This is a genomic window from Rhizobium sp. CFBP 8752 (assembly GCF_014842035.1).
GTDB lineage: Bacteria > Pseudomonadota > Alphaproteobacteria > Rhizobiales > Rhizobiaceae > Neorhizobium > Neorhizobium soli.
The window spans coordinates 328,279-353,087 of the sequence record NZ_JACYUZ010000004.1; the positions used below are offsets into that span (position 1 = coordinate 328,279).

Consider the following 24,809-nt stretch of genomic DNA (forward strand, 5'->3'; position numbering starts at 1 on the left):
GTCTAGACCGGCTGCAAACGACCGAAATAGGCGACGAGGGCGAGCACTCCGAGGCTTAGCCCGATTTCCGTGACCGTCGCGCAGACGAGGCTTCGATACATCAGCGGGCTGCGGTCGAGCAGCCGCACGAAGACGTAACGGTTGACGATCGCCAGCGCGACCATGGTTGCAACGATCAGGATCTTGGCCGAAAGCAGCAGCTGATAGGGCAAGGACCAGTTAAGCGGCAGGCCGCCGACGATGAGCCATGTGCTGAACAGCCCTGTCACGATCACAAGTGCCACGGCAACATGACCTGCCCGGGAAAAGCCGATCAAAGCGGTCGTGGCATCGTGTCGCGTCGACTGGTCCCTGAGCGCGGGGAGAAGCAGAGCGACCGGTAACAGCGCCCCGAACCAGAACCCGCCCGAGAGAAGGTGCAGCAGATCGTTCGCCCGGTGCAGCAGGCGCAACGGTCCATCGTGGATAGCGGCGTGTCCGGAAATCGGAAGGCTGGCGAGAGCGACCAAAGCCGCCAGCGCCGTCGGCAGGATTTTCGAGCGCGAGGAGGGCGTAAGGGCCGCGAACAACAGGCCTGCAGCAATCGCCTGCACTATCCAGACGGTGCCGATACTGGTCTGGGTTATGACCGCCCACAGTATACCGAGATCCGCCGCATCCTGCCAGCCGTCGCCGAGAAGGGCGGCGCTGAGCGGCAGAGATGCAACCGTCGCACCCGCTATCACAAGCACCGACAGGCCGCGGATCGGTGTGAGCTTCGCCCACACCGATTGCCGTAGACCGTCCGGCACAAAACCGGCGATATAGGTTGCGGCGCCCCAGAGGAACAGGGCGCCTGCGTAGAAGCCGAAACGGCAGACTACAATGAGGGTCTCAGCCGTTGTCACGGCTTCACGGTGAACGTGTAAGTGCCGTTGGTCTTGTGGCCATCGACCGAAAGCACATTCCATCTGACCGTATATGTGCCGGGCTTGAGCGGCCCGGTGACCGGCGCAGTCAGCGTCTTGTCAGCGTCTTTCAGCGCGCCTTTGCCGATCTCGATCTCCTTGCCGTCGGGGCCGAGAAGGTGAAGCTTGCTGAACGGCAGGTTCAGGGCTTCGGAAAACGTCAGGTCCAGTTCTTCCGGCGATGCAACGGATGCCTTGTCGGTTGGGGTCGTCGATTTGACGCTGGCATGGGCAGCAGCCTGGCCAGCGGCGGCAACAAAAGCCGCGAATGCAAGCGAAGCGATGAGTGTGTTACGCATGTGTTTTCCTTTAAGCGAAGGCGCGTTTGAGCGGCGGAACGAAGCGGACGACGATCTGGTCGAAGGCGATCATCGCGACGATCGCAATCCCGCTCATCGGAAACGCGATGGCAAAAACCAGCGTGATCAGCCACAGACCGAAATAGACGGAACGGCTCGGCGGCATCGGCGGGACGCCAATGCGGCCGGATGGACGGCGTTTCCACCACATGACGACAGCGGTGACGCAGGTAAAGACGATCGCAAGGCAGGTGGCGAGCATCAGCATCTGGTTAAACCGACCCCATTCCTGGCCCATATGAACATTGACACCCCACGCGACGGCCTTTCCAGGCGCCGGATAGAGCGGATAACCCATGTCGACCAGCGGTGTTCCGGAATACTGATCAATATGGACCGTCCTTTCCTTCGAAAGGTCGTCAGGAAAGATGGAGGCGGTATAGACGCCCGTTTCCGTGCGGGGGATCGCCGTATCAAAACCGGAGGCCATACCAAGATCCTTTGCGATCGAGACGGCCTTTTCGAGCCCGATCGGTTCGCCGCTGATCGTACCCGACATCGGCACCGGCGCTTTCTCGACACTCCAGCCGCTATTGGGCGCGACATCGCCCGTCACCTTCTTCGACACCGGCACGTTGTCCCAAAGCTCTGCGGGATAGCCGAGGCCCTTGTTGGTGAGCCAGGCCTGGACATTGCTGCCCCAGGTGTTCGACCAGAACATGCCTGTGGCGGCGAGAAAGAAGATCAGCAACCCTGCGAAAGCGCCGGTGACCGCGTGCATGTCGCGCCAGAACACCCGCCGCGAAGGATTTCCGCGCACCGTCACCACACCGCCGGTCTGCCGCCGCGGCCACCAGAGATAGATCCCGGTCGCGACCAGAACCATGGCAAAGCCGCCGGCGATCTCTGTCAGGATGTTGGGAAATGTACCGAAATAGGCGAGGCTGTGGATGCTTCTGACCACCTGATTGAACTCTTCGGCGGACGCGACCGTATCCAGCACGTCGCCATCGTAGGGATTGACGAAGACGAGCGTGGAGCCGGCTTTGGACGACACGGTGACGATGGCGCTCCGTGTTGCCGAAGCAGGGTCCTTGTAAGAGCGCGCCACCGAACCCGGGACGGCTGATGCGGCGATTTCGACGATCCGGTCCGGCGAAAGCGGCGAACCGGCGGCTTCCACCTGGTAGCGATATGCAAAAAACGTATCGTTGATTTCGTCCTTGAACAGGTAGAGCCCACCAGTGATGGCGAGGTTGAGCATGAAGGGAATGGCGAGAAGACCCGCAAAGAAATGCCAGCGCCATAGGGCGCGGTAAAGCGAAACGCCCGAGGCGTCGCTTTCCGCGGGTGAGGCGGAAGTTAAGATGATCATTCGGTATTATCCTGATGGCAGGCGGGACTGTGCCGATCTGCAACATTGAACAAGCCGCGGGCAAAGCCGCAGCGGAGGCTCAAATAATCATCAGGCGAAGGGGGGTGCTCGGGGACCGGTATTCGGCGGATATAACTGGCGGGTGATCTCGCCCACCGGGAACGGATACTTGGCCAGTTCTCGGGCGAGGAATACCCGTTCTGCGTGGATCGGCGCGGGTGGCACCATCGCCACGGCGCTGATACGGCAGGCTTCGCAGTCGGTCTTGCCGCCTTGGCTATGGTGGTGTTGTCCGTCCCGGTCATGCCGATTGCTGTTTGACGTGACGCAGAGCGTCGGTAGCGTGCCGTCCGGCAGCACATACTCGGCATAGTCAGCCGGATCGAAACCGGTGGCTGCAAGGGCAGGCGGCTGATGCGAGAGGCCGAGAACAACAAGCGCGATGGCGCATAGAATGCGCACCGCCCATTGTTCCGATTTACCGACCAGCCTTCCCATCGCGTCCTCGTGCACGGGGTTCGATCTTTCGATAGCACACCCCGGCGCTAGTACAATGCGGCATACTGTACGCGTGATGGCGAACGGTATCAGGTCAGATCGCTACCTGCTCTCCCAGCTCGACGACACGGTTGGGTGGTAGCTTGAAATAGGCGGATGGGTCGATCGCGAAATCGGCCAGCGCCATGTAGATCTGCTCCTGCCAGGCCGGCAACCCGGTATTGGGTGTGCTGACCAGGTTGCGCCGTCCCAGATAGAACGAGGTCTGCATGATCTCGAACTTGAAGCCCGCCTTCCGACAGAGCGTCAGTGCTCTGGTGACATTTGGCTCGTCCATGTAGCCGAAGGTGATGTCGAGGCGGATAAAACGCTTGGAGATGCGTTTCATTTCCACCCGTTCGCGATCGGGAACGTAGGGTTTGTCCTGCGTCCAGATTGTCAGGATGACGTTTTGTTCGTGCAGGACATGATTGTGCTTGATGTTGTGCAGCAGGACTGCCGGCGTCCGGTTGGGGACGCTGGTGAGGAAGATCGCAGTGCCGGGAACCACGACCGGCGAATGATCGGATTCCTTCTCGATCATCGGAATGAAGACTTCCAGCGGGATGTCGTTCCTGGCGGTCTTGTCCTTGATGTATTTCGAACCCTTCGTCCACGTCCACATTAGGATCATGATGAAGAAGGCGAGCGCCACGGGCACCCAGCCACCGTCGTGGATTTTGAGAAGGTTTGCGGCAAGGAACACCGCTTCGATCAAGAGCAGCGGCAGCAGAAGTGCGCCGGCGATGAGGGCCGAGTATCCGCGCACCGCCCGCAAGAACTGGAACGACATCAGCGTTGTCACGACCATCGCGCCGGTGACCGAGATACCGTAGGCGGTTGCCAGCGATTCCGAATCGCCGAAGGAGAAGATCAGCACCAGGACGCCGATGAACAGAATCATGTTCACGGCCGGAACATAGATCTGGCCGGTATTGGTTTCCGAGGTGAACTTGATCATCAGCCGCGGCAGGAAGCCGAGATGCACGGCCTGCCGGGCAAGCGAAAACGCGCCCGTAATGACAGCCTGGCTGGCGATGACGGTTGCCATCGTCGCCAGAATGACCATCGGCAGCAACGCCCAGTCCGGATAAAGGAGATAGAACGGGTTCTCGATGGCGGCCGGGTTGCTCAGGACCAACGCGCCCTGCCCAAGGTAATTCAAGGCCAGCGCGGGAAATACGAGGATGAACCAGGCGACACTGATTGGCTTGCGACCGAAATGGCCGAGATCGGCGTAAAGCGCTTCCGCGCCCGTCACGGTCAGAAATACCGCGCCGAGCACGATGAGACCCGCCCAGCCGGCGTGGGTGATAAACCAGAGCGCATTGATGGGGTTGAGGGCCTCGAGGATGGTCCAATCGTCGCCGATATGGATCATGCCACCCCATGCCATCGCCAGAAACCAGACGACCGTGATCGGGCCGAAGAATTTGGCAACTGCCTCCGTCCCCTTGGACTGGATTGCAAACAGGCCGACCATGATTGCGGCTGAGAGCGGCAAAACATAGTCGGAAAAGGCGGGCGTCACAAGCTTCATACCTTCAAGCGCCGACATGACCGACAGTGCGGGTGTGATCATCGCATCGCCGATGAACAACGCCGAACCGATCAGGCCTGCAAAGAACAGGACAGGCATGTAGCCGCCTGTCTTCTTCATCAACAGGGCAAGCAGCGACAGCGTGCCGCCTTCGCCGTCATTATCGGCGCGAAGCAGGAACAGGACGTATTTGAACGTGACGATGATCGTCAGTGTCCAAACCATCAGAGAGATCAGTCCGATGACATGTTCGGGCTGGACGCCATTCTCTGAAAATGGTCGCAGAGCCTCCCGGAACGCGTAGAGCGGACTGGTGCCAATATCACCGTAGACGACGCCGATCGAGCCCAAGAGCAGGACAAGAAATTTCCGGTGGCCTGCGGCTTTGTCGGCCGAACCGGCGGTCGAGGATGTCATGCGGACTCCAGTCTGAGGGTTTTCCAACCGAACAAGCTTGAACGGTTTACTGCCGGAATAGACGCGTAAACACGTGTTGAACGAATTCGATCCACGCATTCCTATTTCATCTGAAGTCGCAGGTCGATATCCTTCAGCAGGCCGTCATTCGCGTGGTCACAGAAAAGCAGGGCGGAGTGATCCGCCCTGCTGGTCAAGGTCCGAAAGGTGTCTCGGAACCGGTTGTTCTTGTCGTCTATTCTTCGCGCTGGCCGGTGAAATTGAGCAGCAGCTGGAAGATGTTGACGAAGTTCAGGTAGAGGGACAGCGCGCCCATCACGGCCATTTTCTGCTGGCTTTCCTGATCGTAGTTTTCTGCATACTGCTGCTTGATGTTCTGGGTATCCCAAGCGGTCAGGCCGACGAACACGACGATACCGATCACCGACACGGCAAACTGCAGGGCGCTGGAGCCGAGGAAGATGTTGACGATCGAAGCGATCATCACACCGATCAGACCCATGATCATGAACGAGCCGAACTTGGCGAGGTCACGCTTGGTGACGTAGCCGTAAAGGCTGGTCGCGCCGAACATGGTGGCGGCGATAAAGAAGGTGCGGGCGATGCTTGCGCCGGTAAATACAAGGAACACCGAAGCAAGGGACAGACCCATGACGGCGCAGAACGCCCAGAAGGTCATCTGCGCGGAGGCAGCCGACATGGACTGAATCTTGAACGAGAAGAAGAAGACGAAGGCGAGCGGCGCCAGCATCACCACCCACTTCAGCGGGCTGGAGAAGATCGGCACGTAAAGCGCCGGCGTGGTGCCGACGATGAAGGCGACGATACCGGTGATGACGAGGCCAAGCCCCATGTAATTGTAGATGCGCAGCATGTGCTGGCGAAGGCCTTCATCGAAGACTGCGCCGGATTGTGCTGTCGTGGCGCCCCAGCGCCGGTCGTTTTCATACATTCGGAATCTCCTGTTGATCAGTAAAGGGAATTCTTGAGAAGCTCGGCCTCGTCTGCGAGGCCGATATCGGTCGTGCTCGACACCACGGCGTAAGCCACGTCGCCGATCTGCCACCAGGCCGCTTCGGCCTTCGGCATATTCATGTCCTTGATAGGCTCGACCGCGAAATGGCCAGGTCGCACGGCATAGAGAGATACCCTGATGCCATCAGCGGTGCGCATACTTGCCTCGACGCTCGGGCCGTAATCCGAGGGAAAGATCTGCACGTCGGTCACCTGCCAGCCCTTTGGCAATTCGGGCATGACGATTGCCGTTGCGGCGCGGATGTCCTCCCGGTCGTAGGTCCTTGCTTCCGGCTGGGATGGCATCTTTTCGCGAACGAGCGACGTCTCGTGCGCCCGCACCGCGTTTTCGATCAGTGCTGGCGGCTGGACCGAAGCATTGACTTCGCTCGGACCAAACGGACCGATCGAGGAATTGGCAAACCATCCTGCCGAAACAAGCATGGCAATCGCCGCGACGCGTCTGAGCGCGGTAAAAGTACGCCGGCTTTCAAGACTCGCGGAAAGTCGTCTCGCCGCCTCGCGGGTCTCCGTCCTGCCATGCACGGCGTCATCGGTGAGAGCGAGCTTCAGCGTCGTCCGCATTCCGAGATCGGCCATGACGCGTGCGGCGTCTTCCGGGTGGCTGGACAGATAGTTCTCGACACGCAGGCGTCCCGCCGCGTCGAGCTGGTTGTCCACGTAGGCGTCGAGGTCATTCAGGACGACCGTTCCGGTCTCATTCATCTTTGCCTCCTACGATTTTCAGGTGGCCGCCACGCCCTTTGTCATCTTCCATGCTGCGCAGCCGAGCCCGCGCCCTCGATATCCGCGACATCAGCGTGCCGACTGGAATACCCAACGTGTCGGCGGCTTCCTGATAGGACAGGTCTTCCACCGCAACGAGGTGCAACGCTTCGCGCTGATCCTCCGGCAAGGTCATGAAAGCCTCGCGAACCTGCTGCAGGCGAACCGAATGTTCCTGCGCTGCCGGATAGGACGGCTCGGTTGCGGTCGAGCCATCATCGGCAAACAGGTCGTCGCGGCGACGACGGGCAAGGGCGCTGCGGCGACCGTCCATATGCGTGTTGTGGACGATCGAGAGCAGCCAGTTCCGCAGATTTCCACCCGAGTGGAAGGTTGAACGCTTCTCATACGCTTTGACCAGCGCGTCATGCACCAGGTCTTCGGCGTCGACAGAGTTGCGCGCAAGCGAGCGTGCGTAGCGTCTCAACGCGGCAAGCTGTGCGATCACGTCGAATGAGCGTTTGTTCGGGTCCATACCTGCTTATACGAACGCCGGCCGGATTTTATTCCATTAGTCAGAAATTATTTTCGTGATTTTTTGCCCTTCAAAGACACAGGGCAAACCCTCGTTTTGACGGCCAAGGTAGGTATGCGTCCGGTGCATGTCTGCCCTGACAATTCCTGCCTAGAAAATGAGCGGGTTTAGCGTATCTTCCATCTTGTCGAAACGATTTACCTCCTCCCAAATCGTCAGACACGCAGAACCCTCCCTCCTCCTCCCAGAGGTTTCTGCAGCAGAGCACCGGCACTCCTCCTCCCAGCCGTTGCTCTCGTCTTTTGAAGAGCCTGCCGCACCTCCTCCCGCGGCGGGCTCTTTTCGTTTTCACCCTATGGCAACGTCCTTAAGCGACCTCCTTCGTAAAGGCTGTTGCCTGCGCGCGGCTTTTGTCTCAAAGTGAAAGAAAACGAAAGCACGGGGACGAGATGCATCTGACGGACAGGCAGGCAAGGATCGTCGAGGTGGCGAGGATGACCGGGCGGGTCCTGGTGGAGGATCTGGCCACTCAGTTCTCCGTCACGCCGCAGACGATCCGCAAGGACTTGAATGATCTCTGTGAGGCGGACGTCCTCAACCGCATCCATGGTGGAGCCACGTTTCCGCGCAGCATCGAGAACATGCGCTATGAAGCGCGCCGCCAGATCGCTGCCGTCGAGAAGCAGGCGATCGGCGAGGCTGCGGCAGCCCTCATTCCGGACGGAGCGTCCCTGTTCATCAATATCGGGACCACGACGGAGGCCGTCGGTGAAGCGCTGGCCGCCCACAAGGACCTTATGGTCATTACAAATAATATCAACGTTGCCAACAGGTTGAGAGTAGTCGACGATATCGAGGTCGTCATTGCCGGGGGTGTCGTTCGCCAGTCTGATGGCGGCATCGTCGGCGAGGCGGCCGTCGACTTTATCCGGCAGTTCAAGGTTGACTATGCGGTCATCGGTGCATCGGCCATCGACCACGACGGCGCTCTGCTCGACTACGATTTTCGCGAAGTGAAAGTGGCACAGGCGATTATCGCCAACGCGCGGCATGTGATCCTTGTGGCCGACTCGACAAAATTCGAACGAACGGCGCCGGTTCGTATCGCCCAGATCTCCCAGGTTCATACGTTCATCACCGACGCCTGCCAGTCCGAACTGATCCGTGATCTTTGCCATCAGACGAATGTTGCGCTGATCGAAACAGCCACCGCGGATGCTGCAACGCACGCGTCTTCTTTCGTTTGACATTCGAGATATTTTCACTCTAATGGGGTTAGCTTTCGATTTGCCGCTGCCGGCATGTCGAGCCGGGCTCTGTGAGGGGACAGGGCTTAGCGAGGGGATAATGAGTCAGGCAATTCACGACGTCTTTGTGATCGGTGGAGGGATCAACGGTTGCGGTATCGCGCGCGATGCTGTGGGTCGCGGCTATTCGGTCGCCTTGGCAGAAATGAACGATTTTGCCTCAGGCACGTCGTCAGGCGCCACCAAGCTTATCCATGGCGGGCTGCGCTATCTCGAACATTATGAATTTCGGCTGGTGCGCGAGTCTCTCATGGAGCGCGAAGTGCTCTGGGCAATGGCACCGCATATCATCTGGCCAATGCGCTTCGTTCTCCCCTATCACAAGGGTGGCGTCCGACCCGCCTGGCTGATCCGGCTGGGGTTGTTTCTCTATGATCACCTGGGTGGCCGCAAGCTCCTGCCGCCGACGGCAACGCTTGATATGCGCAAGGATCCGGCCGGAAAGCCTTTGAAATCGCTGTTTACGAAGGCCTTCGAATACTCCGATGGCTGGGTGGACGACGCGCGGATGGTGGTGCTGAACGCCCGTGACGCTGCCGACAAGGGGGCCCTGATCCTTCCGCGCACGAAAGTCGTTTCGGCGCGGCGCGAAGAGGGCATTTGGACGATTGTTACCCGAAGCACGGTCACCGGCTCCAGTCAGACCCACAAGTCTCGTATGCTGGTCAATGCCGCCGGCCCGTGGGTGGACCAGGTGATCCGCTCCGCCTTCGGCGAAAACGAAGCGCACCATGTCCGGCTGGTTCAGGGCAGCCATATCGTCGTCAAGAAGAAGTTCGACGACCCTCGCGCCTATTTCTTCCAGAACCCGGACAACCGGATCATTTTTGCTATCCCTTACGAAGAGGATTTCACGCTGATCGGCACGACCGATCGCGACTTCAATGAGGATCCGAAGGACGTTCGGATCTCCGAAGAGGAAACCAACTATCTCTGCAAGGCGGCGAGCGAGTATTTCAAGGAGCCGGTGCGCAAGGAAGATATCGTCTGGACCTATTCGGCCGTGCGGCCGCTGTTCGACGACGGCGCCTCGAAAGCGCAGGAGGCAACCCGCGACTATGTACTGAAGCTGGATACGGTCGGCCTCGGGGAGGGCGGAGCGCCACTTCTCAATGTGTTCGGTGGCAAGCTCACCACTTATCGTCGTCTTTCGGAACATGCGCTCGAAAAGATCGGCGAAGCCATCGGCGTCAAAGGCAAGCCCTGGACCGCTGACAGCCACCTCCCGGGTGGCGATTTCCCTGCCCGCGGCTACGAAAGCGAAGTCGCTGGGCTGAAGGCGCGATATCCCTTCCTGACCGATCGCCATGCGCGTAGGCTGGTCCGGCGTTACGGTACGAGGGCTGCTAAATTGCTCGGCAACGCTGCTAGAGCAGAGGATCTTGGGCATAATTTCGGCGGCGAACTCTATGAGGTGGAGGTTCGCTATCTTGCCGATCAGGAATGGGCGTTAAGCGCCGAGGACGTCCTTTGGAGGAGAACCAAGGACGGGCTACGGCTCGACGCTGACGAGAAGAGGGTTTTGGAGGAGTACATGGCCGCAATACCGGAAAGGATCGCCGGATAAGCGGCATGTGTTCCCGCTGTGAGGAGGCAGGGGAACAAGCATGTTGGAATTGCGAAAAGCTGCGAAAATGGTGGCGGGCGAATATCATATTCACCCGAGCGACCTTACGCTCGAGCGTGGCAGTCTGAATGTGCTGCTCGGCCCGACGCTTTCGGGCAAGACATCGCTGATGCGGCTGATGGCTGGATTGGACCGGCCGACGGAGGGTGCTGTCTATTTCGATGGAATAGACGTGACCGGCATGCCGGTACAAAAGCGCAATATCGCGATGGTGTACCAGCAGTTCATCAACTATCCGCTCCTGACCGTCTATGAAAACATTGCCTCGCCGATGCGCATTTCCGGCAAGGACAAGGCGACCGTCGACCGCGAGGTGCGCAAGGCTGCGGAACTCTTGCGGTTGACTCCCTATCTCGATCGCACGCCTCTGCATCTCTCCGGCGGCCAGCAGCAGCGCACCGCGCTCGCCCGTGCGTTGGTCAAGAATGCCAGCCTCGTGCTGATGGACGAGCCACTCGCCAACCTCGATTACAAGCTGCGTGAAGAACTGCGCGAAGAGCTTCCCAAGATCTTTGCGCAGTCCGGCGCAATCTTTGTCTATGCCACGACCGAACCTTCGGAAGCGCTGATGCTGGGCGGCAATACGGCAACCCTTTCCGAGGGCCGCATCACCCAGTTCGGGCCGACGATCGACATTTATAGAAGGCCGGCCGACCTCACGACCGCAAAGACCTTCGCCGATCCGCCGCTGAATTTCATCGAGGTGGTCAAGTCGGGTGGCGGGCTCCGCCACCGCGAAGGCGACGTTCTCCCCTTGCCTGCGCATCTCGGAACCATACCGGATGGTCCCCTGACGGTTGCGTTTCATCCACATCATCTGGGCTTCACGCAGCAGACCGAGAATTCGGCGCGCCTTGCCGCCCGCACGCAGATCTCGGAAATCACCGGTTCGGAAAGCTTCGTGCATCTCGAATATGACGGCGTGAAATGGGTGATGCTGGCACCCGGCATTCACAACATTGATCCAGATACCGGCATCGAAGTCTTTCTCGATACGCGACATCTGATGGCGTTCGGCAGCGATGGCCGGGCAATCGCTGCGGCTGCGGCTTAGGGGGAAACATCATGGCACGCATCACCCTCGACCATATCCGCCACGCCTACGGCGCCAACCCTGTCGCCGACAGCGACTATGCGCTTCGCGAAGTTCATCACGAGTGGAACGATGGTGGCGCCTACGCGCTGCTTGGCCCCTCCGGCTGCGGCAAGACCACGTTGCTCAACATCATCTCCGGTCTGCTGCAGCCGTCGCACGGACGCATCCTGTTTGATGGCAACGACGTGACGGAAGTCTCGACACAGGGTCGCAATATCGCGCAGGTCTTCCAGTTCCCGGTCATCTACGACACGATGACGGTCTACGACAATCTGGCCTTCCCGCTGCGCAACCGCAAAGTACCCGAGGCCGAAGTCGACAGACGCGTTCGCGACATGCTGGGGATCATCGATCTTGCCGATTGGGCCGACCGCAAGGCGCGGGGCCTGACCGCTGACCAGAAGCAGAAGATATCACTCGGCCGCGGCCTCGTGCGCAACGACGTCAACGCCATCCTGTTCGATGAACCGCTGACCGTGATCGATCCCCATATGAAATGGGTGCTGCGCTCGCAGTTGAAGCGGATCCACAAGCAGTTCGGCTTTACCATGGTCTATGTCACCCACGACCAGACCGAAGCCCTGACCTTCGCAGACAAGGTCGTCGTGATGTACGAGGGCGAGATTGTGCAGATCGGCACCCCTGCGGAATTGTTCGAGAAGCCCAGCCATACATTCGTCGGCTATTTCATCGGTTCGCCCGGCATGAACGTCCTGCCGGCGCAGCTGAATGAGCGGTCCGTCGTGGTCGGCAGTCAGCGGATGGACCTCAATGTGCCGCCGAAGACGAGGCTGGGCGACCGGATCGAACTCGGCATCCGTCCGGAGTTCATCCATCTCGGCCGCGAGGGAATGCCGGTTAAGATCAGCCGGATCGAGGATATTGGCCGCCGCCGCATCGTTCGCGCCGAATTCGAGGGAAAGCCGCTTGCGATCGTTGCCGACGAGAATACGGAAATTCCGGCGGAAGCCCGCGTGAGCTTTGATCCTGCAGGTATCAATATCTACGCCAATTCCTGGCGCGTCGGCGGGGAGGCGTGAACGGCATGGAAAAGACCTATAACAACAAGGCCTGGTTCTTCGTTCTTCCGGTGCTGCTGCTGGTCCTGTTTTCAGCGGCGATACCGTTGATGACCGTCGTGAACTACTCGGTGCAGGACACGTTCGGCAACAACGAGTTCTTCTGGGCCGGCACGGACTGGTTTACCGAAATCCTGAACTCCGATCGGTTCTGGGAGGCACTGCAGCGCAACCTGCTGTTCTCGGTCATCATTCTTGCGCTGGAAATTCCGCTTGGCATCTTCATCGCGCTGAACATGCCGAAAAAGGGTCTCGGCGTCCCGGTGTGCCTCGTATTGATGTCGCTGCCGCTGTTGATCCCGTGGAACGTGGTCGGCACCATCTGGCAGGTGTTCGGTCGCGTCGATATCGGCCTTCTCGGCCGTACGCTCGCCATCCTCGGCATCGATTACAACTACGTTCGCGATCCGATCGATGCCTGGGTCACCGTCATCGTGATGGATGTCTGGCACTGGACGAGCCTTGTCGTGCTCCTCTGCTATGCCGGTCTCGTGTCGATCCCGGATGCCTACTATCAGGCCGCGAAAATCGATGGCGCGTCGCGCTGGTCGGTGTTCCGATTTATCCAGCTTCCGAAGATGAAGCGGGTGCTGCTGATCGCCGTGCTCCTGCGCTTCATGGATAGTTTCATGATTTATACCGAACCCTTCGTCGTCACCGGCGGCGGGCCCGGCAACTCGACAACCTTCCTGTCGATCGATCTCGTCAAGATGGCGGTCGGGCAGTTCGACCTCGGGCCGGCCGCGGCGATGTCGATCATCTACTTCCTCATCATCCTGCTGATGTCGTGGATCTTCTACACGGTCATGACCAGCAGCGACAAAGACGCGTGAGGAGGACCGTTACGATGGCTCAAGTCAACACATTCAAGCCGGCGCGCAGCTACTCCTGGCTCGTCTCGACAATCTACATCATCTTCCTGCTGCTGCCGATCTACTGGCTGGTCAATATGAGCTTCAAGGAGAATGCCGAGATCACCGGTACCTTCTCCCTCTTCCCGCATAACCCAACGCTTCGGAATTACACGGTGATCTTCACCGATCCGTCCTGGTACAACGGCTATATCAACTCGATTATCTATGTGGGTCTGAACACGCTGATCTCGGTGGCGGCGGCACTTCCCGCGGCCTACGCCTTCTCGCGCTACCGGTTTCTCGGCGACAAGCACCTGTTCTTCTGGCTGCTGACCAACCGGATGGCGCCACCGGCGGTCTTTGCGCTGCCATTCTTCCAGCTCTATTCCGCCTTCGGACTGATCGACACGCATATCGCCGTGGCACTCGCCCACTGCCTGTTCAACGTCCCGCTGGCCGTCTGGATTCTCGAAGGCTTCATGTCCGGCGTGCCGAAGGAAATCGACGAAACCGCTTATATCGACGGCTATTCCTTCCCGCGCTTCTTCGTGAAGATCTTCATGCCGTTGATCGCGTCCGGCATCGGCGTTGCAGCCTTCTTCTGCTTCATGTTCTCGTGGGTCGAACTGCTGCTTGCCCGCACGCTGACGACGACTGCCGCCAAGCCGATCTCGGCCATCATGACCCGCACCGTTTCGGCGTCCGGCATGGACTGGGGCGTTCTGGCAGCCGCCGGCGTGCTGACGATCGTGCCGGGCGCGCTCGTGATCTACTTTGTCCGCAACTACATCGCCAAGGGCTTTGCCCTGGGTCGGGTCTAGAGGGAGAACGCACATGAGTTTTTCATGGATGGCCTGGACGCTGCCGACGACGCTTTTCTTCGTGACCATCTTCGCCTTGATTGCAGCGATGGGCATCTGGGAGTATTTTTCTCCGGGGGGAGCGCCACGGGTTGGGATCCTGCGCTTCGAGACAACGCGGGGGGACCGGCTCTTCATTTCGCTGCTTGGTGCAGCATTCATCAATCTCGCATGGTTGGGGCTGATCGGCCCCAATCTGTGGTGGGCTCTTGCCCTCGCTGTGGTCTACGCCGTCGGCGTTTTCCGCTTCGTCTGAAGGCAAGTTTGATACGGCGCGCGGGAGGACTGGCGCCGAAACGAAATCGCAATCGCAACTCTGGGAGGACATTATGCGACGGCATCTTTTGACAACGACAGCAGGCGTATTGCTGGCACTGGCAGGCACGGCTCACGCCGGCATGAACGAGGCGAAGCAGTTCCTTGACAAGGAAATCAAGGACCTTTCTTCCCTCTCGCGCGCCGAGCAGGAAAAGGAGCTGCAATGGTTCATCGATGCGGCGAAGCCCTTCTCCGGTCTCGACATCAAGGTCGTCTCGGAAACGCTGACCACGCATGAATACGAGTCGAAAGTGCTGGCGCCAGCCTTCACGGCGATCACCGGCATCAAGATCACCCACGACCTGATCGGCGAAGGCGATGTCGTCGAAAAGCTGCAGACGCAGATGCAGTCGGGCGAGAACATCTATGACGCCTATGTCAACGATAGCGACCTGATCGGCACGCATTGGCGTTACCAGCAGGCCCGTTCTCTGACGGACTTCATGGCGAAGGAAGGTAAGGACGTTACCAATCCCGGCCTCGATCTCGACGACTTCATCGGCCTGAAGTTCACCACCGCGCCCGACAAGAAGCTCTACCAGCTTCCGGACCAGCAGTTCGCCAACCTTTACTGGTTCAGGTACGACTGGTTCAACGACGCCAAGAACAAGGCTGATTTCAAGGCGAAATACGGCTACGACCTCGGTGTTCCCGTCAACTGGTCCGCTTACGAAGACATCGCGGAATTCTTCACCGGCCGTGATATCGGCGGAAAGAAGGTCTTCGGTCACATGGACTACGGCAAGAAGGACCCGTCGCTCGGCTGGCGCTTCACCGATGCGTGGCTTTCGATGGCTGGCAACGGCGACAAGGGTCTACCGAACGGTCTGCCGGTCGACGAATGGGGTATCAAGGTCAACGAAAAGTCACAGCCGGTCGGCTCCTGCGTCGCGCGCGGCGGTGACACCAATGGTCCTGCCTCCGTCTATTCGATCCAGAAATATCTCGACTGGATGAAGGCCTATGCACCGCCAGCTGCCCAGGGCATGAACTTTTCGGAATCCGGTCCTGTCCCCGCGGGCGGCGAAATCGCTCAGCAGATGTTCATGTACACGGCCTTCACCGCCGATATGGTGAAGCCAGGCCTGCCTGTCATGAACGAGGACGGCACGCCGAAATGGCGTTTCGCGCCAAGCCCCCACGGCGTTTACTGGAAAGACGGCATGAAGCTTGGCTATCAGGACGTCGGTTCCTGGACGCTGATGAAGTCCACGCCCGATGACCGCGCAAAGGCGGCCTGGCTCTACGCCCAGTTCGTCACGTCCAAGACCGTCGACCTGAAGAAGAGCCATGTGGGCCTGACGCTGATCCGCGAAAGCTCGATCCGCCATCAGAGCTTTACCGATCGCGCACCGAAACTCGGCGGCCTGATCGAGTTCTACCGCTCGCCGGCGCGTGTTCAGTGGTCGCCGACCGGCACCAACGTTCCTGATTATCCGAAGCTCGCACAGCTTTGGTGGCAGGCGATCGGGGATGCTGCATCGGGTGCCAAGACGCCACAGTTGGCAATGGACTCGCTTTGCGCCGAGCAGGAAAAGGTGCTCCAGCGTCTGGAACGCGCTGGCGTCCAGAAGGACATGGGTCCCAAGCTCGCAGAAGAGCATGACCTGGCCTACTGGAACAAGGATGCGGTGGCCAAGGGCAATCTGGCTCCGCAGCTGAAGATCGAGAACGAAAAGGAAAAGCCGATCACCGTCAACTACGACGACCTGGTGAAGAGCTGGGCTGACGCAAAGAAGTGATCTGACCGATCAAGGCTCCCGAAGGGGAAGCGGCGGCAAGAGACGACCGCGCCGAACATCATCGGCGCGGTCGTTTCGCGTTCGTCACTGTTGCGGACACACGGCAGAGCCTCCCAACCTGCCTTGATCCGGTCCTATGCCTTGTTCAGCTTGGCATCGACACTGATCGGTCCGGCTCCGGACGTGACGAAATAGAGGAACACGAAGCAGAGCACGGCAGCGGCCATTCCGCCGTTTTCGGGCGGGAAAATGCTTTTGGGAAAGTGGCTGATGAAGTAAGCCGCGGCCATTAGTCCGGACAGGAGGAATGCCGCTATCCGTGTCTGGAAACCGACCAGGAAGAGGAAGCCGCAGACAAGCTCAAAGAGACCCGCGATCCAGGGCAACGAGCCCGTGGGCGGCATGAAGGTACCGGCGTGGAAATGAAAGATTTTTGCCATGCCGAAGGAGAAGATGACGAGGCCGACGGCAATACGCAGGATGCTGAGAAGAACAGGCTGGTAAGCCTGGATTTTGTTGACCATTGGGAAGCTCCGTTAAATGTCGATGCTCTTCTGACATCGACCAAACGAAGGTCAACTGCACGTCTTCGTGAAACAGTTATGGAATGCGCGAGACCTCTAGAGCGCCGAAGCGTCTTCTCAAATGGTGACCGCGTTGACGATCATCAAAACGGGGACACAGCCCAAGGCAATTGCCCCAATCCAGGCCATCAGTATCTTTATGAAATACCGCTGCTGCATAAAGATCTCGTTGTATTCGTGAAGCATTAAGCACCCCTACGCCGTTGAAGGGAATGAACCACCTCTTCAGAAGCGAGTCGAGTGCAGCCTTGCAACAGACTGAATCAGACGTATACGCGGACCACGTCCTCCAACGATAAAGTCAATTCACTGCAGGTTGAGAGGCAGTTGAATCCCCTTGGGAACATGCGGCTTGCGAAGGTTGGCGATTTCGATCCGTCCATAGATCTCCTTGCGTTCCTTGTCATGACGTTCCCTGAGCGCCTTCGACTGAGCCACGAGGGCAAGAGCACGGGCGACGACCTCTTCAGTTCTCTGCATGGCGTTCTCCTCAATGTTCTTCCTTTGTTCTCATTTTCGCCGAAGGTTGTCAACAGTATTTTCTTCCCGTGCCTAGGCTGGCGGTTTCGGCGCATCTGCTGTGCATGTCTGCAGGTGTCAATTTCTGAACGAACTGATATGCCTCATCTCAGTCGGGCCTGATGGTTCGGACCCACAACATGGTTTTTCGGAAGGGAAACGGAATGCAGATCGGAATGATAGGCCTCGGCCGTATGGGCGCCAATATGGTGCGACGGCTCCTGCGTGATGGCCATGAATGTGTGGTATTCGATGTCAGTCAGGCCAATGTCGAGGCTCTGGAGCGGGAAGGGGCCGTGGGCGCCACCTCGCTGGAAGATATGGTTGCCAAGCTCGCGAAACCGGCCACCGTTTGGCTGATGCTGCCTGCAGCGATCACCGACCAGACGATCGAGAAGCTCTCGGGTGTCATGGCGGCGGGCGACGTGCTGATCGACGGCGGAAACTCCAACTACCAGGACGATATCGATCGCGCAGGGCGTCTTTCGGGCATCGGCCTCGACTATATCGATGTCGGCACGAGCGGTGGCGTCTGGGGTCTGGAACGCGGCTATTGCCTGATGATCGGCGGACCGGATGAAGCGGTGAAGCGCCTCGATCCGATCTTCCTGTCGCTGTCCCCGGGAGCCGGCAAGGAGGCACAGCGGACCTCGGAACTTGGCTATATCCATTGCGGCCCGGCAGGATCAGGTCACTTCGTGAAGATGGTCCACAACGGCATCGAATACGGCATGATGGCGGCCTATGCCGAAGGCCTCAACCTGATGAAGTCTGCCAATATCGGCAAGGTGGCACGTAGCGCCGATGCGGAAACCAGCCCGCTCGCCAATCCGCACTACTATCACTACGATCTGGACGTGGCCGAAATCACCGAAGTCTGGCGTCACGGCAGCGTCGTTTCGTCGTGGCTGCTCGATCTTCTCGCCGGCTCTCTGCACAACGATCCGACGCTTGACGCCTTCAGTGGTCGAGTTTCGGATTCCGGCGAGGGACGGTGGATGATGAAGGCCGGTATCGATACCGGCGTGCCGCTTCCGGTCCTGTCGTCCGCTCTCTTCCAGCGCTTTTCGTCGCAGGGTCACGAGCAGTATTCGAACCAGGTTCTGTCGGCGCTTCGGGCAGCCTTCGGCGGCCACTCCGAAAAGAAATAGGCTGTGTTATATCCCATACGAAATCCGGCACCCCTGGGGTGCCGGACTCTTTTGAAAAGCTCGATAGACCGGGCTTATTCCTATTCTACCGTCTTTGTCTCGTAGAACGCTTTCGCATCGCTCAGGAATGCCGCCCTCGACGACGGGTTGGTATAGAACATGTGGCCGCCGCTATAGGTCTTCAGTTCTGCCCGGCCGGCTGCCAACTGTGTCGGCAGATGATCAATCACGTAGCGGCTCACACCATAGGGTGTCAGCGCATCGCTGTGACCATGCGCGACCAGCAGGCGGAAGGATGGGATGACCGACAGCAGGTCGCGGATATCCGTCGACGCGCTGGCGAGCGCGCGAGCATCGCCGCCCCGGCTGCCATTCCATTCCCACCGGCGGTTCACATCCTCGTTCAAAAGCGAGTAGGTCATGTCGCTCGAAAACTTCAGCTCGCCTTTCGCATAGGAGGCAAAGGCTGCACTGTAGGCGCGGGTGTATCCTTCCAGAATGGGATCGTCATTGCGCCCATACGCGTCCTCGGGATAGGCGTCCGGCACGGCGTAGGATGCATCATAGGGGCTGACGACCCGACCCGGTCCGCCCATCTGCTTCCCGTAGACATCGCCGACGAGGCCTCGCGTTCTGGAAACCACATCTTTCGAGATACCCGTGAGACCAGCAAGCTTTCCATAGAAAGCCTCGGCTTCTTCGCCCGTCGGAGCAGCACCCGCCACTGTCGGAAGATAATCGCGCAACGCGAAACGTTCGGCTTCCGCGAGCTTCTCAGGCGTGAAGCTTTTGGTCCGCTCCATCTCGGCGGCCGCAAGCGAGGGCAGTTGCAGCGCAGCGCTCAGCGGATCGTCGGAATTTGCGAGGAACCGCCCTTCGATAAACGGCGAGAGCATGATGATGCCGGAGGGGATGATGCCCTGGCTATTCTTCATCGCGATCGCGACTTTCGCCGCGCGGAACCCGCCATAGCTTTCGCCGACCAGATATTTTGGTGCATTCAGCCGGTCGTTCTTCTGGACGTAGAGCGAGATCACCTTGGCAAGGCTGTCGGCATCCTGATTTACGCCGTAGAAATTCTTGGCAACATCGTCGCTGGCGGCGCGGCTCCATCCGGTGCCGACGGGATCGATCATGACAAGATCGGTAAATGCCAGCCAGCTTTGCGGATTGTCGCTTAGCTGCGGTGCCGTGCCGTCGTTGCCGTTCTTGCCGAATTCGATGATCCGGGGGCCCAGCAGCCCGAGATGCAGATAGGCCGACGCTGCGCCCGGGCCGCCGTTGAAGGCGAAGGTGAGCGGACGACCCGGCGTCCGATCCTTGGTGACATAGGCCGTGTAGAAGATCTTGGCCGTTCGATTGCCGTCCTGGCCGAACAGGTCAAGCGTCCCGGCGGTCGCTGTATAGGGCAGATCTGCGCTGCCCTCGGTTTTTAGAACATGCTCGGTCGTGCTGTCACTGGGGATGAGCGAGAAAATGCCGGGGGGCTGTTGCGCCCCGGCTGGGGCGGAAAGCGCAAGAAGCACCAGGATGGATGCAAGGATCCGGTAAAGACGCAAAGCTGTTTTCTCCGTGACGGCTATGTCAGTCATGTAGGGCGGCAAGACCCATCCGGGAAACTCAATTCCGCTTGAGGCTCAAGTCAGCCCGCCAGTCGTCCGCCCTGCAGAGGCCTTGGCGCACCTGTCGTCGTCGGAAAGCTGATCGGCAGACCGCGTAGCACGCGTACGGCGAGGAATGCGAACAGTTCCGCCTCGACGGCATCGCCCCGCCAGCCGAACTCGTCGGCGGACACGGCCTCGACGCCGGCGCGCTGTTCGAGCATCGCCATGATCGTCGGGTTGCGACGTCCGCCACCGGCAACGATCAGCCGTTTCGGCCGTCTCGGCAAAAGGTCGAGCGCCTTGCCGACCGTCGATGCGGTGAAGGCCGAAAGTGTAGCCGCGCCGTCTTCGGGCGAAAGCCCGTCGGCCATTGCCGCGGTAAACGAATAGCGGTCGAGCGATTTCGGGTAGGGCGCCGTCATGTACGGATGCTGAAGCAGGCGGGCCAGGCGCTCCTCATCGACCTTGCCCGAAGCACCAAGCGCTCCGTCCCGGTCCATCTCGCCAAGACCGAGCGACTTGATGAAATCGTTGAGCGGGGCGTTGGCCGGGCCGGTATCAAAGGCGATCACCAGATCCTCGCCATCCCACCAGCTGATATTGCCGACACCGCCGAGATTGAGAACGGCGCTATCGCCCGATCGATCGACGCCACGCAGAAGCGCCGCGTGAAAGACCGCGGCAAGCGGTGCGCCCTGGCCACCGGCGCGAACATCCGCGGTTCTGAAATCATAGGCGACCCTGCAGCCCAGGATCGAGGCCATCAACTCGCCATCGCCGAGCTGCCGCGTGTCGCCGAGACGTCCAGAGGTCGGTGCACGGTGGAGAACGGTCTGGCCGTGGAAGCCGACAATGCCGATATCGGCCATCGTCAGGCCGGCACTCTCGACAAGATCCTGCACTGCGCGCGATTGCGCCCGCGTCAATGCCTCCTCGGCCACGGCGAAGATCGCGGGCTCCGGTCCTTCGAATTCCCAGACGCGCGCTTGGGCGAGCGTTTCCTCGAGAAGAGACCGGATCTCGGGCGGATAGGGCGCCAACGTATAGGCGCCTGCTGTCTCCACCGTTTCGCCGTCGGTCTTCAAGAGCGCAACGTCGATATTGCCGTCGAGGACGGTCCCGGTCATCAGGCCGACGGCCCAGATTGGCTCCATTGGAGATCCCCTCAAGTTCAAGCGATGCAATCACCCGGGAGTAACAGAGACCGCCGGCGCCCTCAACGTCCGAAGCGGAATTCCTCCAGCGTCCCGGCCTTCATCTCGATCGAGAAGCCCGGCATTTTTGGCGGCATATAGGCGGCGTTTTCGATGACGCAGGGTTCGAGGAAATGTTCGTGCAGGTGATCGACATATTCGATGACGCGGCCTTCCATCGTGCCGGACACCGCAACGTAGTCGATCATCGAGAGATGCTGGACATATTCGCAAAGGCCGACGCCGCCGGCATGCGGCCAGACCGGGAGGCCATACTTGGCGGCGATCAGCAGGACGGAGAGAACCTCGTTCAGCCCGCCCATGCGGCAGCTGTCGATCTGCACGATATCGATCGCACCCTCGGCGATGAACTGCTTGAACATGATACGGTTCTGGCACATCTCGCCGGTCGCAACCTTCACCGACCCGATCGCCTGGCGGATCTTGCGGTGACCGGCAATGTCATCCGGGCTGGTCGGCTCCTCGATGAAGAAGGGCTTGGAGAACGCGAGCTTGTTGACCCAGTCGATCGCCTGGTCGACCTCCCACACTTGATTGGCATCGATCATCAGGTAACGGTCAGGGCCGATCACTTCGCGTGCGATGGTCAGGCGGCGAATGTCGTCTTCCAGGTCGCGTCCGACCTTCATCTTGATATGATCGAAACCGGCGTCGATCGCTTCCTGGCAAAGCCTGCGCAGCTTCTCGTCATCATAGCCGAGCCAGCCGGCGGAGGTCGTGTAGCAGGGATAACCCTTGCTTTCCAGGATGGCGATCCGCTCCGGCTTCCCGGCCTCGGCTTTTCTGAGAATGGCAAGAGCCTCTTCGCGTGTGAGGACGTCGGTCAGATAGCGATAGTCGATGATATCGGCGATCTCTTCCGGCGACATGTCCGCCACCAGCCGCCACACCGGCTTGCCTTCTTCCTTCGCAAGCAGATCCCAGAAAGCGTTGACGACGGCGCCGGTCGCAAGATGCATGGCGCCCTTGTCGGGGCCGATCCATCGCAACTGGCTGTCGCCGGTTAGGTGCCGCCAGAATTTACCCGGATTGGCCTTCATCATCTGCGTGTCGGCGCCGACGACAAGGTGGCGCATCGCCTCGATCGCCATGCAGCAGATGTCGTTGCCGCGGCCGATCGTGAAGGTCAGGCCATGACCCTTAAGCGCTGGATCGTCGGTTTCGAGGATCACATAGGCGGCCGAATAATCCGGATCCGGGTTCATGGCATCGGACCCGTCGAGACTCTGCGAGGTCGGAAAGCGCAGGTCGACAACCCGCATATCGATAACTTTGGCCATAACTATTCCTTCCGCTGGTCGGCGGTTCAAGATGATCGGGTTGTGCGCCGTAAACGACGGCAGAGGATTGAAAGGCTCAGATGGTCCAGCCGCCGTCGATGGCGAAGGCCTGTCCGCTCGTATAGGTGGCCGTGGCAAGGTAGACGGCGAGATCGGCGATTTCTTCCGGCGATCCAAGACGGCCCATCGGCTGGCGGGCGATGAAGGCGGCACGGGCGGCATCATAATCGCCCTGGGCGCGCATGCGGTCCTGAAGCGACGGGCTTTCCACTGTGCCCGGGCAGATCGCATTGCAGCGGATGCCTTGCGTCACGTAGTCGGCCGCGACCGATTTGGTCAGTCCGATCACAGCCGCCTTGGTCACGCCATAGGCGAAGCGGTTCGGCACGCCCTTCACGCTGGACGCGACCGATGCCATGTTGATGATCGCGCCATCCTTGCGCTCCAGCATGCCCGGCAGCACGGCACGGATCGTGCGGATCATGGCGCGCACGTTGAGATCGAATGCGAAATCGAGATCGCTATCCGGCATCTCTAGCACCGAACCGCTATGCACAACGCCAGCGCAGTTGAAGAGCACGTCGATTTGACCGATGCCCGAGACGCAGGCCTTGACCGCGTCCTCGTTCAGCACGTCGAGCTTTGCCGTCGTCAGATTGTCGTGCTTCGGCAACTCGGAAAGAGCCGTCTCGTTGATATCGGTGGCATGAACCTTCGCACCTGCGGCGAGGAAGGCAAGCGCACTGGCGCGGCCGATCCCCTGACCCGCCGCGGTGATCAGAACTGTCTTGCCATTCAGACTTGCCATCGATTTCAACTCTCCCGTTTGCGCATCAATCATGATGGAAAACCTCTTCCATCATCGCCCACCATTCGCCCTCGGCCCTCGTTTCCAAAGGCTTCTGGCAGGGAATGGTGAAGGCCCACCATTCCTGGTTCTTCTCGTCGGCCGCCATCCGCGCCATGTCTGCCGCGAAATCGGTGCCGTGATATTCCCATGTGCCGAACAGGAGGTTTTCCGGTTCGCGCAGGAAGATCGTATAGTTCCTGATGTTGCAGCGGGAAATCAAGTCGAGGATTTCCGGCCATACCGCCGCGTGCAGTTCCCGATACTTTGCGAGCATCTCCGGCTTCACGCCGATCATCATTCCCATGCGCTGCATGACTTACTCCTCAGGCGACTTCAATGAGCGCCTTGACCACCGCCTGCGCGGGGTCTGTCAGTTTGGAAAACCGGCCCGGCACATCTGAGAGGTGCATGCGGTGCGTAATCAAGGCATCCGGTACCTGGCCGGCGCGCAACGCGTCCATCACCCGCTCGAAGTCCGTGATCGTCGCGTTGCGACTGCCGAGAAGCGTCGTTTCGCGCTTGTGAAACTCGGGATCCGAAAAGCCGATCGTGCTGGAGACGATCGACACCAGGACATAGGTGCCGCCATGCCCGACAAAGGAGAAGCCGCGCTCCATCGCCTTCGGGTTCCCGGTCGCGTCGAACACCGCGTCGAAGAAATCGCCGTTGGTGATGGCGGAAAGCTGGTCGGCGTCGTCAGCGGAAAGCGTGACCGTGGACGCAATGCCCAACTGGCTCTTGGCAAAATCCAGCCTGTCCGCGCGACCGTCGATGACAGTTACTTCGGCACCTTCGAGCTGGGCGAAAATCGCGACCGACAGCCCGATCGGGCCGGCGCCGACGACGAGAACCTTCTGACCCTTTTCGACCCGTGCCCGGGCGACCGCGTGTGCGCCGATCGCGAGAAACTCCACCATGGCCGCCTGATCAAGTGTCAGTCCGTCTGCCTTCACGGCAAACTGCTCGGGAATGCTGAGATATTCCGTCATGCCGCCATCGCGATGGACGCCGAGCACGCCAATATTGCGGCAGCAGTTGGTCTTGCCCTTCAGGCAAGCGTTGCAGTGGCCGCAGGAAATGTAGGGGATTATCGAGACGATATCGCCCACCTGAAGCGAGCTTCCCTCGGGCACTTCCTCGACGGTTGCCGCGAGCTCGTGACCCATCACGCGCGGATAGGAAAGATAGGGCTGGTTGCCGGTGAAAATGTGCAGGTCGGTGCCGCAGACGCCGATACGGCGGACCTTCAGAAGCACCTCGCCTTCGCCTCGTGCGGGCTTGTCTCGCTCAATCGCCGAAAGTTTGCCCGGTTCATCGCATATGATTGTCAGCAT

Annotated in this window: 25 protein-coding genes; 9 read left to right on the forward strand and 16 right to left on the reverse strand. The window is 59.7% G+C overall.

All coding sequences use genetic code 11. The features are described from left to right. Positions 1-2: 2 nt before the first annotated feature. The 8 genes from copD to IFT59_RS20060 all read right to left on the reverse strand — a co-directional run bounded on the left by copD (position 3) and on the right by IFT59_RS20060 (position 7,390). Positions 3-887: a copper homeostasis membrane protein CopD gene (gene copD / locus IFT59_RS20025; RefSeq protein WP_342366123.1), complete on the reverse strand. Its 885-nt coding sequence runs from the start codon at positions 885-887 to the stop codon at positions 3-5. After that, positions 884-1,246 carry a copper homeostasis periplasmic binding protein CopC gene (copC, locus tag IFT59_RS20030; protein WP_192087999.1) on the reverse strand — a complete coding sequence of 121 codons (363 nt, stop codon included), beginning with the start codon at positions 1,244-1,246 and terminating at the stop codon, positions 884-886. Before copC ends, copD begins: the two co-directional genes overlap by 4 nt. A 10-nt stretch (positions 1,247-1,256) precedes the next feature. Then, on the reverse strand, positions 1,257-2,621 hold the full coding sequence (locus IFT59_RS20035; RefSeq protein ID WP_192088001.1) for a PepSY-associated TM helix domain-containing protein: 1,365 nt from the start codon (positions 2,619-2,621) through the stop codon (positions 1,257-1,259). A gap of 90 nt (positions 2,622-2,711) precedes the next feature. Further along, positions 2,712-3,119: a DUF2946 family protein gene (locus IFT59_RS20040; RefSeq protein WP_192088002.1), complete on the reverse strand. Its 408-nt coding sequence runs from the start codon at positions 3,117-3,119 to the stop codon at positions 2,712-2,714. 94 nt (positions 3,120-3,213) lie between these two features. Next, a complete protein-coding gene (locus IFT59_RS20045; RefSeq protein ID WP_062458874.1) occupies positions 3,214-5,115 on the reverse strand; it encodes a potassium transporter Kup in 1,902 nt (633 codons plus the stop codon). Positions 5,116-5,350: 235 nt separating this feature from the next. Then, entirely contained in the window at positions 5,351-6,067 is a 717-nt protein-coding gene (locus IFT59_RS20050; protein ID WP_062458877.1) for a Bax inhibitor-1/YccA family protein, read from the reverse strand. A 17-nt stretch (positions 6,068-6,084) separates the two neighbouring features. Next, positions 6,085-6,855, reverse strand: coding sequence for an anti-sigma factor family protein (locus IFT59_RS20055; protein ID WP_062458880.1), 771 nt, complete (start codon positions 6,853-6,855; stop codon positions 6,085-6,087). Continuing rightward, positions 6,848-7,390 (reverse strand): sigma-70 family RNA polymerase sigma factor, encoded by a 543-nt coding sequence (locus tag IFT59_RS20060; RefSeq protein WP_192088003.1) that lies wholly within the window; start codon positions 7,388-7,390, stop codon positions 6,848-6,850. Before IFT59_RS20060 ends, IFT59_RS20055 begins: the two co-directional genes overlap by 8 nt. A gap of 449 nt (positions 7,391-7,839) precedes the next feature. Here IFT59_RS20060 and IFT59_RS20065 point away from each other — a divergent pair, with 449 nt between their 5' ends. The 8 genes from IFT59_RS20065 (at position 7,840) to IFT59_RS20100 (ending at position 16,273) form a co-directional block, all read left to right on the forward strand. Beyond that, positions 7,840-8,637 (forward strand): DeoR/GlpR family DNA-binding transcription regulator, encoded by a 798-nt coding sequence (locus tag IFT59_RS20065; RefSeq protein ID WP_062458885.1) that lies wholly within the window; start codon positions 7,840-7,842, stop codon positions 8,635-8,637. A 100-nt stretch (positions 8,638-8,737) separates the two neighbouring features. Continuing rightward, positions 8,738-10,264 carry a glycerol-3-phosphate dehydrogenase gene (gene glpD / locus IFT59_RS20070; RefSeq protein ID WP_192088005.1) on the forward strand — a complete coding sequence of 509 codons (1,527 nt, stop codon included), beginning with the start codon at positions 8,738-8,740 and terminating at the stop codon, positions 10,262-10,264. Between the two features lie 40 nt (positions 10,265-10,304). Next, positions 10,305-11,378: an ABC transporter ATP-binding protein gene (locus IFT59_RS20075; protein WP_062458891.1), complete on the forward strand. Its 1,074-nt coding sequence runs from the start codon at positions 10,305-10,307 to the stop codon at positions 11,376-11,378. Positions 11,379-11,389: 11 nt separating this feature from the next. Continuing rightward, complete coding sequence (locus IFT59_RS20080) at positions 11,390-12,460, forward strand: ABC transporter ATP-binding protein (RefSeq protein ID WP_192088007.1); 1,071 nt, start codon at positions 11,390-11,392, stop codon at positions 12,458-12,460. 5 nt (positions 12,461-12,465) lie between these two features. After that, on the forward strand, positions 12,466-13,332 hold the full coding sequence (locus tag IFT59_RS20085) for a carbohydrate ABC transporter permease (protein ID WP_192088009.1): 867 nt from the start codon (positions 12,466-12,468) through the stop codon (positions 13,330-13,332). Positions 13,333-13,346: 14 nt separating this feature from the next. Further along, positions 13,347-14,174, forward strand: coding sequence for a carbohydrate ABC transporter permease (locus tag IFT59_RS20090; protein ID WP_062576484.1), 828 nt, complete (start codon positions 13,347-13,349; stop codon positions 14,172-14,174). Positions 14,175-14,187: 13 nt separating this feature from the next. Continuing rightward, the gene (locus IFT59_RS20095; RefSeq protein ID WP_062458904.1) at positions 14,188-14,469 is read left to right on the forward strand and encodes a DUF2160 domain-containing protein; all 282 of its coding nucleotides are present in this window, start codon (positions 14,188-14,190) and stop codon (positions 14,467-14,469) included. 73 nt (positions 14,470-14,542) lie between these two features. Continuing rightward, complete coding sequence (locus IFT59_RS20100; RefSeq protein WP_192088011.1) at positions 14,543-16,273, forward strand: ABC transporter substrate-binding protein; 1,731 nt, start codon at positions 14,543-14,545, stop codon at positions 16,271-16,273. A gap of 134 nt (positions 16,274-16,407) precedes the next feature. Here IFT59_RS20100 and IFT59_RS20105 read toward each other — a convergent pair whose 3' ends face one another. Both IFT59_RS20105 and IFT59_RS20110 read right to left on the reverse strand, forming a co-directional pair. Beyond that, the gene (locus IFT59_RS20105; RefSeq protein WP_062576480.1) at positions 16,408-16,797 is read right to left on the reverse strand and encodes a DoxX family protein; all 390 of its coding nucleotides are present in this window, start codon (positions 16,795-16,797) and stop codon (positions 16,408-16,410) included. A gap of 366 nt (positions 16,798-17,163) precedes the next feature. Further along, positions 17,164-17,337 carry a hypothetical protein gene (locus tag IFT59_RS20110; protein WP_165699857.1) on the reverse strand — a complete coding sequence of 58 codons (174 nt, stop codon included), beginning with the start codon at positions 17,335-17,337 and terminating at the stop codon, positions 17,164-17,166. A gap of 203 nt (positions 17,338-17,540) precedes the next feature. On the opposite strand from IFT59_RS20110, the gene gnd reads away from it, so the two are divergent. Continuing rightward, positions 17,541-18,527 carry a phosphogluconate dehydrogenase (NAD(+)-dependent, decarboxylating) gene (gene gnd, locus IFT59_RS20115; RefSeq protein ID WP_174197496.1) on the forward strand — a complete coding sequence of 329 codons (987 nt, stop codon included), beginning with the start codon at positions 17,541-17,543 and terminating at the stop codon, positions 18,525-18,527. Positions 18,528-18,607: 80 nt separating this feature from the next. Here gnd and IFT59_RS20120 read toward each other — a convergent pair whose 3' ends face one another. From IFT59_RS20120 to IFT59_RS20145, 6 genes are all read right to left on the reverse strand, one after another. Next, the gene (locus IFT59_RS20120; protein ID WP_192088013.1) at positions 18,608-20,119 is read right to left on the reverse strand and encodes a S10 family peptidase; all 1,512 of its coding nucleotides are present in this window, start codon (positions 20,117-20,119) and stop codon (positions 18,608-18,610) included. Positions 20,120-20,169: 50 nt separating this feature from the next. After that, complete coding sequence (locus tag IFT59_RS20125; protein ID WP_192088015.1) at positions 20,170-21,285, reverse strand: anhydro-N-acetylmuramic acid kinase; 1,116 nt, start codon at positions 21,283-21,285, stop codon at positions 20,170-20,172. Positions 21,286-21,347: 62 nt separating this feature from the next. After that, positions 21,348-22,625, reverse strand: coding sequence for an L-fuconate dehydratase (locus tag IFT59_RS20130; protein WP_192088016.1), 1,278 nt, complete (start codon positions 22,623-22,625; stop codon positions 21,348-21,350). Between the two features lie 76 nt (positions 22,626-22,701). Continuing rightward, complete coding sequence (locus tag IFT59_RS20135; RefSeq protein ID WP_192088018.1) at positions 22,702-23,433, reverse strand: SDR family oxidoreductase; 732 nt, start codon at positions 23,431-23,433, stop codon at positions 22,702-22,704. Between the two features lie 25 nt (positions 23,434-23,458). Further along, positions 23,459-23,788 (reverse strand): L-rhamnose mutarotase, encoded by a 330-nt coding sequence (locus tag IFT59_RS20140; RefSeq protein WP_192088019.1) that lies wholly within the window; start codon positions 23,786-23,788, stop codon positions 23,459-23,461. Between the two features lie 10 nt (positions 23,789-23,798). Further along, positions 23,799-24,809: a zinc-binding alcohol dehydrogenase family protein gene (locus tag IFT59_RS20145; RefSeq protein ID WP_192088021.1), complete on the reverse strand. Its 1,011-nt coding sequence runs from the start codon at positions 24,807-24,809 to the stop codon at positions 23,799-23,801.